Source organism: Bacteroidales bacterium, from assembly GCA_023228145.1.
Lineage (GTDB): Bacteria > Bacteroidota > Bacteroidia > Bacteroidales > CAIWKO01 > CAIWKO01.
The window spans coordinates 101,058-113,681 of the sequence record JALOBU010000007.1 but is presented as its reverse complement, the minus strand read 5'-3'; the positions used below and the strand labels follow the sequence as shown (position 1 = coordinate 113,681).

The window sequence follows — 12,624 nt, the reverse complement described above, 5'->3', positions numbered from 1 at the left end:
TTTAAAACAGATATTATTTTTTGAATTTTTTATCCCGGACAGCGTAAATGCGTTCAATAATTTCAACAATTTTTAATCCCTCAAGGGCATTTGTTGTAATAGTAGTTTTTCCTTTTAGTGTGTCAACAACATTTTCAATAACGTAGTGATGATTTGCTGCGGAACCTTTGTATGTACCATAATCATTGGCGGGATTCGCGGGGTCAAGTTTTGGCAAGGTGTAGTTTTCTATGTGGCAGTATTCAACTTCGTTCATATATTGCCCGCCAATTTTGATACTTCCTTTGCTGCCGATGATAGTGATGCTGCTTTCAAGATTGGTATTCCAAACAGAAGTTGAATAGTTAATACATCCAAATCCCCCGTTTAAAAACCTGAAACTTACGATCCCACTATCTTCGAAATCAGTAAGATGTTTGTGATTATTGTCGGCAAATATGCCCTGAATGTCGGTAATGTCTCCAAAGAGCCAGAACATAATATCTATAAAGTGAGAAAATTGCGTGAAAAGTGTGCCGCCATCAAGGTCTTTGGTGCCCTTCCATCCGCCCTTTTTATAATAACTTTCATCACGATTCCAGTAACAATTTAATTGTACATGAAAAATGTCCCCTAAGTATTTTTTATCAATAACTTCTTTTATCCATAAGGAAGGCGGGGAATAGCGGTTTTGCATTACCAGAAATAATTGTCTGGAAACTTGCAGGGATTTATAAATAACCTTCTCAACGGATGCTTTTGTTAAGCCCATTGGTTTTTCACATACAACGTGTTTTAGGGCATCTAAAGCTTTTATTGAATGCTCAACATGCATTCCATTGGGTGTGCAAACATTCACAACATCAATGTTTAATTCTGATGCCAGCAAATCATCAATATTATTGAAAAAAGGCACATGAAATTGTTCTATGCCCAATTCTTCTTTTGGCTTTATGTCACATAATGCCATTAATTCAGCTTCTTCATTGCGGCATATCATTTCGGCATGGCGTTTTCCGATATGCCCGCAGCCAACAACGGCAAATTTAATTTTTTCTGTATTATTTTTTTGTTCCATCATGATTTATTCACATTCATCGGGGCAATCCAGTGTACCCTGTGTGCATTGTTGCGTTGTTACTGAAATATAATTATTTGCTTCATCTGTACCACAGGCTTTTATAAGGTTATCAATATATGTAGTTAAAAAAGCGCTGTTACAATTTGTTTCATAAAGTGCAATACAAAATTGATGTTTTTGCTGAACACAATCATCGCAACCGGATTTATTACATCCTGCAAAAAATATTGTAAATGCGGACATGAGTCCAATAAAAAGCAGTCTTTTCATTTATTTGATTTTGGTAACCACTCCATCTTTAAATTGATATTTATCATTACTTTCAGGACAGATAGCAATCCCCTTTTCATCAAAATTCAGGCGATGACCATATTCACTAATCCAGCCAATTTGCCTGGCAGGATTCCCAACAACTAACGCATATGCGGGAATTTCTTTTGTAACAACTGATCCTGCGCCCACAAATGCATATTCCCCGATATTATGCCCACAAACAATAGTCGCATTGGCGCCAATGGATGCTCCTTTTTTTACGATAGTGCCTACATATTGTTCTTTTCTAATTATTGCACTTCGGGGATTAACAATGTTGGTAAAAACCATTGACGGGCCCAAAAAGACATCATCTTCACAAATAACCCCGGTATAAATAGAAACATTATTCTGAACTTTAACATTGTGCCCAAGTTTCACATTCGGAGACACAACGACATTTTGTCCTATATTGCAATTTTCGCCTATTTGACAATCAGACATAATATGAGAAAAATGCCATATTTTTGTTCCTTTGCCTATCTGGCAACCCTCATCAATTACCGATGTTTCGTGTGCAAAAAAATCCTTTTTCATAATGTTTCGCTGTTATTTGAAATATTCGAGAACCGAAGAGGCAATATATGCTAACTGTTCTTCGTCAAGATGAGTGTGCATAGGGAGCGATATCACGGATTTACAAAGCATTTCTGTTGCTGGGAAATCTCCTTCTTTGTAGCGAGGGTCAAGATATGCTTTTTGCATATGCAAAGGTACCGGATAATATATCATAGCAGGGACATCTTTTGAAGCTAAAAACTCCTGGAGTTTGTTTCTGTCAATGTCTCTTATTGCCAAAGTGTATTGATGAAAAACATGGTTTGATTTGTTAAAACGTACAGGAGTTTTTATTTTTGGTTCGTTGGCAAAGGCTTTATCGTAATAATCTGCTGCATAGTTGCGCCTTTTGGCATATTCATCAAGATATTTGAGTTTAATATCAAGTATAGCCGCTTGGATACTATCCAGACGAGAATTCACACCAACGATATCATGATAGTATCTTACTGTCATTCCGTGATTAACAATTTGTCTGAGTTTTTGCGCCAGATCATCATCATTTGTGAATACAGCTCCTCCGTCGCCATAACACCCAAGGTTTTTGGAAGGGAAAAAAGATGTACATCCCAGTGTACCTATAGTTCCTGTTTTTTTTCTGGCTCCATCTGAAAAAATATATTCTGCACCTATAGCTTGACAATTATCTTCAATAACAAACAAATTATATTGACCGGCGATTTTCATTATTTCTTCCATATTTGCTGATTGTCCGAACAGGTGAACAGGGACAAGAGCTTTGGTTTTAGGTGTAATAGCACGTAAAATAGCTTTTGGATCAATATTGAAAGTGTCGGGTTCAACATCCACAAGAACAGGAATTAGGCCAAGAAGTGCAATAACTTCAACAGTGGCAATAAACGTAAAAGAGGTAGTTATAACTTCATCCCCTGGTTTTAACCCGAGAGCCATCATTGAAACTTGTAATGCATCTGTGCCATTGGCACAAGGAATTACATGCTTAACATTAAGGTAAGATTCAAGATTTTTCTGAAACCTGTTTACAGCAGGCCCGTTTATAAATGCTGTGGATTCAATAACTTCGTGAATGGCAGTGTCAATTTCGGGTTTAATATCTTCATACTGGCGTTTCAGGTCAACCATCATTATTTTACCCATAATGTTAAGTTTTTAATAATTATGTGTTATTTATGGGTGCAAAGATAGAATATTTGAACAAAACAGGTGAAAATCAATTAAGATTAATATTATGAAAATTCTTATGATAAGGGAAATAATATTGTTGAAAAGATGTTACACTATATTAATGCAAACAATTTTGGTTAATTTTGCATTCCCAGAAAAATGAAAAAACTCACACTGATATTAACTGTGATTTGTTTTGGTAACTTACTTAAAGCACAAGTAAGCATAAAAGATTCTTCTGTTTTTTCAACAATGTTTTATGTTTCCTATGCTTATCAGTTTGTCAGCGGTGATATAGCTAAGAATTTTGGTGGAAATTCTGCCATAGGAGGAGGTTTTCAGATAAAAACGAAAAAAAACTGGCTTTTTGCGGCTGAATACAATTATTTTTTTGGTTCACAAGTTAAAAATGAATTGTCAATACTTTCTAATATTTCTACTTCTGATGGATTTATCATAGGTTCTAATGGGGAGTACGCCGATGTTTTTTTTCATGAAAGAGGATACAGAGTGGGTTTAAAAGTGGGAAAATTGTTTGCTGTTACAGGCCCTAATCCAAATTGCGGCATTCTATTAACCTTAGAGCCAGGTTTTATACAACATAAAATGAAGATTACTACAAGTAGTGCCAATAATGTTCCACAGATTGAAGGCGATTATGCGAAAGGGTATGACAAACTTCATAATGGCTTTTCATTGAGCGAATTTTTAGGATATATGTATATGGGAAATAAACGCCTGGTGTCTTTTTATGCAGGATTTGAGTTTACTCAGGCATTTACAAAATGCAGAAGGGATTATGATTTTAAATCCAGAACCAGAGACACCGAACAAAAATATGATTTTTTTTATTCCATTCGGGTTGGATGGCTTATTCCTCTTTACAAAAGAGCCCCCAAGGGATACTATTATTAATTAACAGCCAGGAATGTTGATTTTATACAACATCGCTATTTATTTTTATGTTGGGCTTATCAAACTCGCATCTTTGTTTCATGAAAAAGCACGAAAATGGATAAAAGGGCGTAGATATTGGCATAATTCATTAACAGCCGTAATTCAAAAAAACAACAAATATATATGGGTTCATGCATCATCTTTAGGAGAGTTTGAACAGGGAAGGCCTGTTATTGAAACTCTAAGAGAAATGCATCCTTCCTACAAAATTATTCTGACTTTTTTTTCTCCTTCCGGCTATGAAGTACGGAAAAATTATTCCATGGTTGATTATGTTTGTTATTTACCTGCTGATACTCCCGGAAATGCTTCAAAATTTTTAGATACGATAAATCCATCCATCGTGTTTTTTATTAAGTATGAGTTTTGGTTTAATTATTTACAGGTAATTCATAAAAAACAAATACCTGTTTATTTCTTTTCGGTGAGATTCCGCAACGGACAGTATTTCTTTAAAAGGTATGGGAAATGGTTTCTGAAAAAACTGAAAAAAATAAACTGGTTTTTTGTTCAGGATGAAAACTCGGTAAATCTGTTAAAATCTGCCGGCATACCTAATGTTATATTATCGGGAGATACCCGTTTTGACAGAGTTTTGGGTGTTACACAGCATAAAAAAAATTTTCCTTTAGTTGATAAGTTTTCACATAACAGTAATACCATAGTTGCCGGTAGCACCTGGCCTGCAGACGAAGACATGCTTATAAAAATCATTAATAAGCTTGACCATAAAGTAAAGTTTATTATTGCGCCCCATGAAATTCATTTACAAAGGATAGAACTTTTCTGTTCAAAACTGGATAAGAAATCACTGAAATTCTCTGAAGCAAATGAAAATAATATTGAAAGTGCAACGGTATTAATTATTGATAGCATTGGCCTATTATTACATTTATATCAATACGCTTCATTTGCTTATATCGGTGGCGGCTTTGGGAAAAGCATTCATAACATTCTTGAGGCAGCCGCATTTGGAGCTCCTGTTGTTTTTGGCCCCCAATATCATAAGTTTCAGGAAGCCCATGATTTAATATCCCTTGGCGGTGCACATACGGTGAAAAATTTTGAAGAACTAGAAGTGGCATTTACTAAATTATTAAATGATGTTAATCATCGCAGGCAATGCTCCGAAGTTTGTTCTGAATATGTTATTTCTCATGCGGGAGCTACTGATAAAATTATGAGCCAAATTAAAGGACAGCTGAGTAAGTAAATTAATTTTTGAAAGCTCTTTCCAATACTTCATTCATTTGTTTAGGAGAATAAATACGGGAAATAATAATTTTATTACTATCAATGAGATAAAATGTGGGCGTGCTATAAGCATTATACGTTTTAATTACCGGACTTTCAAACCCTAGTAAATCCGACACATTAATCCAGTTCATTTTATTTTTTGTAACAGCATTCTTCCACTGGTTAATATTTTTGTCAATAGCAAAAGAAACAATTTCAAGCCCTAAGGGTTTATAACGGGAAAATATTTCTATTATCTGAGGCATGGCTTCTTCACAGTGGGAACAATCAGAAGACCAGAACATAAGCAAAATGTTTTTTGCTTGAAGTGAATATAATGTTACCGGCTTAGTGTTTATGTCATTAACAGTAAAATCAGGAGCAGGATTTTCCGGCTTGAGTTTTTTTATAATTTCAGCCCTTTCACTGATTTTTAAAATCTGTTCTGTCTGTTGGCAGGTATTTTTTAACAGATAATTATCAACCAGAAAAAGAAAAACATCTTCACTCTCGTCTTCAAAAGTATTCAAAAAAAGGTGTAATAAGTAATCGTAAACGGGAGTAGTGGGGGTGGTTTTCTCTAAAATAAAATTCAGAGCTTTTATATAAGCGGAATCAGATTTAGCATCAATATATTCGGTGAGATATTTTGTACTTAACACATAAAATACTTCAGAGTTTAACAAAGTAGAATCAGAAAAATCAATATTATCAAAAAAATGCTCTTTCAGAAATTCATATTTATTTCTGTATTTTTTTGCATCGCTTCTTTTTTTGTATTCATTCCAGTCGGGTGTCAAATAAGCTTTTAGAAGTTTCTCAACATAAAGCCCCTGGCTTTTAATAATAAGGCTATTGGTTATACTATCAAGTTTTTTGGAAAATTTGTTAGCCTTGTGCGCCATGCTGTCGAGGTCGGGTGTGAAAGTGTGGTTGTTCGCTTCATAAATTACATTGCCCAATTCAGAAATCAATTCAATACTATCGTTGATATCGGCGAATGCTCGCCAGTATTCATGATATATTTTGTTTTCTTCTGAAGATATGACTTTCAGGCTATCTATTAGGTTATAGATATTATTAGTCATGACAATATCTTCATGATTAACGATAATATCGGTAAAAAGACTGTCCATGAAAGAAATTCGGTAGACGCCGGGAGATAGATTACTATTGCCGGCGAAATTAATACAACCCTTACTTGAAATGCATGAATCGACAGAAAAGTGTAAACTCCCATGTGTAGAATAAAGCGTAGATTTACAATCATTTAATCCTGTTATTGTATAAGTAATGGAAGGTTGTGCCGAAGAAAAAGAATAAACGATAAAAAAACAGAATAGTGTTAGTTTTATTTTTTTCAAAACAGTAATAAAATTTTTTAATCTTTTTTAAAGATTAATTAGTTTTTTCAAGAAAACAATTACCTAAAACAAGGCAATCCATTTCAGATTTTAAATAATCATTTATTGCTTCTTCGGGTGTGCACACAATAGGCTCTCCCTTAAGGTTGAAAGAAGTGTTAATAATTACAGGGACACCTGTTTTCGTTTCAAATGTGTCAATTAAATTCCATAACAACGGATTAGTTTTTTGTGAAACTGTTTGCACTCTGGCTGTTCCATCAATATGTGTTACGGCCGGAATAACAGATCTTTTTTCTTCAATAACTTCAGGGGCGAGAAGCATAAATGGAGAAAAGTTTTTCATATTAAAATACTCAGATACCTTTTCTTCTTTTACGATGGGAGCAAATGGACGAAACCATTCACGATGTTTTATTCTATGATTTAAGATATCAACCATTTTAGGGTTTCTGGCATCTGCTAAAATGCTGCGGTTGCCTAAAGCTCGCGGACCAAATTCAAGCCTACCCTGATGCCAGCCAACAGTTTTACCCTCCATGATCTTGCTCGTAACGATGTCTAATAATTCTGATTCTTTCAGTTCAATGTATGTTTGCTGATTTTTTACAATAGCGGCTTTGATATTTGTTGTTGAAAATACCGGGCCTAAATATGCATGTTCAAGAGGCTTACCTCTTGGCATTTTTAGAAGGATGTTCCATGCAAAATATGTTGCTCCAATAGATCCTCCAGCATCACCAGCTCCCGGTTGAATAAAAACATTATCTATTTCTGCTATATCAAGAATTTTTTGGTTGGCTACGCAGTTTAAAAAAACTCCTCCTGCCATACAAAGATTTTTATGATGTGTTGTTTTAATTAAATGACGGGTTGTTTTTAAAAGTACATCTTCAACAACATATTGCAATGTTGCTGCAATTGCTTTATGACGGTCGGTTATTTCTTCATTCTGCATACGGGGCTTTCCTAAAAGTTTTTCAAGGCGACGGGAATACATTTTTTTCCCAGTATTGTAAGAAAAATATTTTAGGTTTAATTTGTAACTACCATCATCTGCTATATTTATAAGTTCTTTAAAAGGTTCAACAAAGTCAGGGTTCCCAAAACTTGCCAAAGCCATTGTTGTCCCTTCTCCGCTGTTAGCTTTAAACCCTAGATAAGTTGTAAAAGCACTGTATAATAATCCAAGAGAATGAGGATAATTAATTTGTTGATTTATATTTATAGTGTTTAATTTACCTGTTCCAGTACAGGTTGTTGCAAATTCACCAACACCATCAGCCGTAATAATCCCAGCTTCTTCAAATGGTGACAAGAAAAAAGTACTTGCAGCATGAGAATAATGATGAGGAACAAAAAATATTTTACCGGTATATCCTAACTCTTTTTTTATAGTTATTGGTAAAATTAATCTATCCTGTAGCCAGTAAGGAATATTTTTTAAAAAAGGAAGGTATGAAAAAGGAAACTTTTCAATATAGTCAAGTAGTATTCGGTTAAATTTAATGTAGGGTTGTTCATAATAAGCGACATAGTCTATGTCAGAGAAACTAATTCCGCTTTGCTGTACGCAAAAGTTTATTGCTTGTATCGGGAAATCAGAACAATTTTTTATTCGATTAAATCGTTCTTCCTGAACCGCTGCGGTTAATACACCATCTTTAATTACACAAGCGGAAGAATCGTGGTAATATGCAGAAATGCCCAATATATTCATAGCGCTTCGAATTGGTCTATGCCAAGTTTAGAGGTTATGTCGAAGAGTATTTTTTTATCAAAATTAAGTTCCAGTTGTTTTAATGCATCTTCACGAAGTAAAAGGCCTTCTCTAATTAGTTTACTTGCTTCTACATGATAGTGAGTATATCCATAATTCTTCATAGACAAATAAACAGACATGAAATTTAATAAACAGTTGGTTGATCCGGCAGGATAACTTAATACAGGAATCTTCCATCCAAGTTCCTCTTTTATAACTTTTACATATTCTTCTGGTCCGTAAGGCAAAAACCAGTGCGGAGAAATAACGATAGAATTAAAACGCTTTTTTGCCTTTGATAGGACTTCTTCCATACTGTGAGGAAATCTTTTATATTGAGGCATTCCTTTCAATTCATTATCAAGAAAATGTTCAGTGTTTTCTGCCATAGCTTTAAATTCGGCAGTGTGGACGTTACAACCGCATTTTGACATTAATTCCTGTTTGTTGGACTGGCCTTTGGTCCATCCTGCAACAATAATAGGTATCTCGTAACGGGCGGCTACATCAAAAGCAAGATCCATGTACCAGATGGAACAGGGGTGACAAATAACGGCTTTAGAATCGCTTGAAATAATTTTAGCAAACATTTCTTTCATGAAGGAAGAGTTGAAAAACAAAAAATCAATTTCCAGTTTTTCCACAGCATTTTTAATATTATCCATTGCTTCGTCCGTTTCAAATCCATGATCGAAAGTGAATGCAAGAACATTCAGTTTGTAACGTTTTTTCATATAATACAAAGCAGAAGTACTGTCTTTACCTCCACTGCACATCACCATACAATCATATTTGTATTTTCCCTGATATTTTGAAAGGATTTTTATCAGGTCGCTTTCAAGAGGTTTTCTTGTTTCAAATTTTTTTGCAGTATCATGAGCGACACAAAGATTACAAAGCCCTTCTTCATTCAGCGTGATGTCAGGCTTGTATTCTGGCATGATGCATCGTTTACAAATTTTAAGAGTGTCTGTCATTATAGGCTTCAAATTACTTTAATATATATGAGAATATTGGAATCAGCGCCCTTTTTAATCTCTAAAAGCTCATAAGCTGATTCTTCTTTCAAAGCAGACGGGATCCTGTCAAGCGCTACCATATCATCAACTGTTAGTTTCAATATTTCGCCGGAATCCATAGTTTCAAGTTTGATAAGCAGCTTTGGCAAATTACCAGGGCATGGTAATCCTCTCAAATCCAAAGTTTCATCTATCTTCATAAACAATTATCAAACTCCTGCATAAATAAATGAAACGATAACGGCAGGCCCAATATAATAAACCAAAATAGCAAGCACAGCCAAAATTATTAACAATGGAGCTAAAAGCCGCAGTTTATGTTTCTTAATCAACACCCACATTTGTTTAAGAATATATGAAACTTTTTTCATATGTGATTAGGACTGGTTTAAAAATTGAGATGAATCATCTGAGAGGGGGATGCTTTTTTCCCAGTATGAGTTTGAGATGCTAAATGGCGTGATTAATTTTTTTTTACTAAAAAGCAAACGAAAAAACCATAGAAAGGGGAAAAATAAAACATAAGTTAACGTTAAAAAAATAGTAATCAATATTTTTTGAATAAAACGGACATATATCCATGTTATTTTTTTCCATAATTTGAAAAATTTACTCACAAATACTTTTTGACAAAGGTAAAAAATAATTAATTAGTAAATCAAATATTATAAAATCATAAAAGTGATAGACAAAAGATACTTAAAAAAACATAATATGAAAAGTATTAATAATAAGTAAATTCATTTGCAGCCTAAATATAATAATGCAAAAACAACGTTTAAATTTTATATATTTGTAAAAAAAACATTGGTTGGAAAAATTCTCATAAAGGCAGATACTCGAAGATGGAAAAGTTTAAAGCTTTGTGAAATATGGCAATATAGAAATCTATTAATTAATTTAACCATCAGAGATATTAAAGTTTTATATGCCCAGACTAAATTGGGCTTACTTTGGAGTTTTATTCAGGCAATGACAGCCGGTATAATAATTTTTTTCTTTTTTGGATGGCTAATTAAAATTCCTATTCCAAATAAAATACCATATATTGTTTATGCTTACCCGGGAATGATGGCCTGGTACTTTTTTTCCATGATAATAAGTCAGGCAGGAACTTCATTACAGCAATCACAACAAGTGATAAAGAAAGTGTATTTTCCGAGATTAATATTACCTCTTTCAAAATCAATTTCCAGTTTTTCCACAGCATTTTTAATATTATCCATTGCTTCGTCCGTTTCAAATCCATGATCGAAAGTGAATGCAAGAACATTCAGTTTGTAACGTTTTTTCATATAATACAAAGCAGAAGTACTGTCTTTACCTCCACTGCACATCACCATACAATCATATTTGTATTTTCCCTGATATTTTGAAAGGATTTTTATCAGGTCGCTTTCAAGAGGTTTTCTTGTTTCAAATTTTTTTGCAGTATCATGAGCGACACAAAGATTACAAAGCCCTTCTTCATTCAGCGTGATGTCAGGCTTGTATTCTGGCATGATGCATCGTTTACAAATTTTAAGAGTGTCTGTCATTATAGGCTTCAAATTACTTTAATATATATGAGAATATTGGAATCAGCGCCCTTTTTAATCTCTAAAAGCTCATAAGCTGATTCTTCTTTCAAAGCAGACGGGATCCTGTCAAGCGCTACCATATCATCAACTGTTAGTTTCAATATTTCGCCGGAATCCATAGTTTCAAGTTTGATAAGCAGCTTTGGCAAATTACCAGGGCATGGTAATCCTCTCAAATCCAAAGTTTCATCTATCTTCATAAACAATTATCAAACTCCTGCATAAATAAATGAAACGATAACGGCAGGCCCAATATAATAAACCAAAATAGCAAGCACAGCCAAAATTATTAACAATGGAGCTAAAAGCCGCAGTTTATGTTTCTTAATCAACACCCACATTTGTTTAAGAATATATGAAACTTTTTTCATATGTGATTAGGACTGGTTTAAAAATTGAGATGAATCATCTGAGAGGGGGATGCTTTTTTCCCAGTATGAGTTTGAGATGCTAAATGGCGTGATTAATTTTTTTTTACTAAAAAGCAAACGAAAAAACCATAGAAAGGGGAAAAATAAAACATAAGTTAACGTTAAAAAAATAGTAATCAATATTTTTTGAATAAAACGGACATATATCCATGTTATTTTTTTCCATAATTTGAAAAATTTACTCACAAATACTTTTTGACAAAGGTAAAAAATAATTAATTAGTAAATCAAATATTATAAAATCATAAAAGTGATAGACAAAAGATACTTAAAAAAACATAATATGAAAAGTATTAATAATAAGTAAATTCATTTGCAGCCTAAATATAATAATGCAAAAACAACGTTTAAATTTTATATATTTGTAAAAAAAACATTGGTTGGAAAAATTCTCATAAAGGCAGATACTCGAAGATGGAAAAGTTTAAAGCTTTGTGAAATATGGCAATATAGAAATCTATTAATTAATTTAACCATCAGAGATATTAAAGTTTTATATGCCCAGACTAAATTGGGCTTACTTTGGAGTTTTATTCAGGCAATGACAGCCGGTATAATAATTTTTTTCTTTTTTGGATGGCTAATTAAAATTCCTATTCCAAATAAAATACCATATATTGTTTATGCTTACCCGGGAATGATGGCCTGGTACTTTTTTTCCATGATAATAAGTCAGGCAGGAACTTCATTACAGCAATCACAACAAGTGATAAAGAAAGTGTATTTTCCGAGATTAATATTACCTCTTTCAAAATCAATTGTTGGGATTGTTGATTTTATAATCTGGTTTTTGTTTTATATAATTATTTTATTAGTGTATCAGCATCCTCTGTCCATAAAAGTTGTATTATTACCAGTGGGCATTCTGCTTAATGTTATTACAGGTCTGAGTGTTGCTATATGGTTGAGTGCATTAACTGTTAAATTCCGTGATTTTTATCATATTATTCCTTACTTAGTGGGATTTGGGCTGTTTGTAACACCGGTTTTTTTCCCTACCGCAATGGTTCCCGATGGGTATCATTTTTTAGTTTATTTAAACCCTATGGCAGGCGTTATAAGTTTTATTCGCTGGTGTTTACTTGATGTTGAAATATCCGTGTATTATTTGTTTGGAATAATTCCTACCGTTTTTCTTTTTATCAGCGGTTTGTTCTATTTCAGGAAAATAGAAGGTATTATGTCAGATATAATATAAT

The 12,624-nt window shown here is 33.4% G+C and carries 15 protein-coding genes; 3 read left to right on the top strand and 12 right to left on the bottom strand.

Translation table 11 applies throughout. The features are described from left to right. Window positions 1–13: 13 nt before the first annotated feature. The 4 genes from M0R16_05315 to M0R16_05300 are packed head-to-tail and all read right to left on the bottom strand — an operon-like array spanning window position 14 to window position 3,049. Entirely contained in the window at window positions 14–1,060 is a 1,047-nt protein-coding gene (locus M0R16_05315; GenBank protein ID MCK9612302.1) for a Gfo/Idh/MocA family oxidoreductase, read from the bottom strand. Window positions 1,061–1,063: 3 nt separating this feature from the next. Beyond that, window positions 1,064–1,330: a hypothetical protein gene (locus tag M0R16_05310; GenBank protein MCK9612301.1), complete on the bottom strand. Its 267-nt coding sequence runs from the start codon at window positions 1,328–1,330 to the stop codon at window positions 1,064–1,066. Next, window positions 1,331–1,909 (bottom strand): N-acetyltransferase, encoded by a 579-nt coding sequence (locus M0R16_05305; GenBank protein MCK9612300.1) that lies wholly within the window; start codon window positions 1,907–1,909, stop codon window positions 1,331–1,333. A gap of 12 nt (window positions 1,910–1,921) precedes the next feature. Beyond that, entirely contained in the window at window positions 1,922–3,049 is a 1,128-nt protein-coding gene (locus M0R16_05300; GenBank protein ID MCK9612299.1) for a DegT/DnrJ/EryC1/StrS family aminotransferase, read from the bottom strand. Between the two features lie 186 nt (window positions 3,050–3,235). On the opposite strand from M0R16_05300, the gene M0R16_05295 reads away from it, so the two are divergent. Further along, on the top strand, window positions 3,236–3,991 hold the full coding sequence (locus M0R16_05295; GenBank protein ID MCK9612298.1) for a hypothetical protein: 756 nt from the start codon (window positions 3,236–3,238) through the stop codon (window positions 3,989–3,991). A 13-nt stretch (window positions 3,992–4,004) separates the two neighbouring features. Then, on the top strand, window positions 4,005–5,246 hold the full coding sequence (locus M0R16_05290; GenBank protein ID MCK9612297.1) for a 3-deoxy-D-manno-octulosonic acid transferase: 1,242 nt from the start codon (window positions 4,005–4,007) through the stop codon (window positions 5,244–5,246). A gap of 1 nt (window position 5,247) precedes the next feature. On the opposite strand, the gene M0R16_05285 is transcribed toward M0R16_05290, so the two are convergent. The 8 genes from M0R16_05285 to M0R16_05250 form a co-directional block, all read right to left on the bottom strand. Further along, window positions 5,248–6,633, bottom strand: coding sequence for a redoxin domain-containing protein (locus M0R16_05285; protein ID MCK9612296.1), 1,386 nt, complete (start codon window positions 6,631–6,633; stop codon window positions 5,248–5,250). Window positions 6,634–6,667: 34 nt separating this feature from the next. Continuing rightward, window positions 6,668–8,353: a carbamoyltransferase gene (locus tag M0R16_05280; protein MCK9612295.1), complete on the bottom strand. Its 1,686-nt coding sequence runs from the start codon at window positions 8,351–8,353 to the stop codon at window positions 6,668–6,670. After that, window positions 8,350–9,336: a 7-cyano-7-deazaguanine synthase gene (locus M0R16_05275; protein ID MCK9612294.1), complete on the bottom strand. Its 987-nt coding sequence runs from the start codon at window positions 9,334–9,336 to the stop codon at window positions 8,350–8,352. The genes M0R16_05280 and M0R16_05275 overlap by 4 nt, the downstream gene beginning before the upstream one ends. Before the next feature lie 44 nt (window positions 9,337–9,380). Then, complete coding sequence (locus tag M0R16_05270; protein ID MCK9612293.1) at window positions 9,381–9,614, bottom strand: sulfurtransferase TusA family protein; 234 nt, start codon at window positions 9,612–9,614, stop codon at window positions 9,381–9,383. 9 nt (window positions 9,615–9,623) lie between these two features. Continuing rightward, window positions 9,624–9,785 carry a DUF5989 family protein gene (locus M0R16_05265; protein MCK9612292.1) on the bottom strand — a complete coding sequence of 54 codons (162 nt, stop codon included), beginning with the start codon at window positions 9,783–9,785 and terminating at the stop codon, window positions 9,624–9,626. 732 nt (window positions 9,786–10,517) lie between these two features. Next, complete coding sequence (locus M0R16_05260) at window positions 10,518–10,916, bottom strand: 7-cyano-7-deazaguanine synthase (GenBank protein ID MCK9612291.1); 399 nt, start codon at window positions 10,914–10,916, stop codon at window positions 10,518–10,520. A gap of 44 nt (window positions 10,917–10,960) precedes the next feature. Beyond that, window positions 10,961–11,194: a sulfurtransferase TusA family protein gene (locus M0R16_05255; protein MCK9612290.1), complete on the bottom strand. Its 234-nt coding sequence runs from the start codon at window positions 11,192–11,194 to the stop codon at window positions 10,961–10,963. 9 nt (window positions 11,195–11,203) lie between these two features. Then, window positions 11,204–11,365 (bottom strand): DUF5989 family protein, encoded by a 162-nt coding sequence (locus tag M0R16_05250; protein MCK9612289.1) that lies wholly within the window; start codon window positions 11,363–11,365, stop codon window positions 11,204–11,206. Between the two features lie 436 nt (window positions 11,366–11,801). Between M0R16_05250 and M0R16_05245 the strand changes: the two genes are divergently transcribed. Then, window positions 11,802–12,623: an ABC transporter permease gene (locus tag M0R16_05245; protein MCK9612288.1), complete on the top strand. Its 822-nt coding sequence runs from the start codon at window positions 11,802–11,804 to the stop codon at window positions 12,621–12,623. The last annotated feature ends 1 nt before the right edge of the window (window position 12,624 follow it).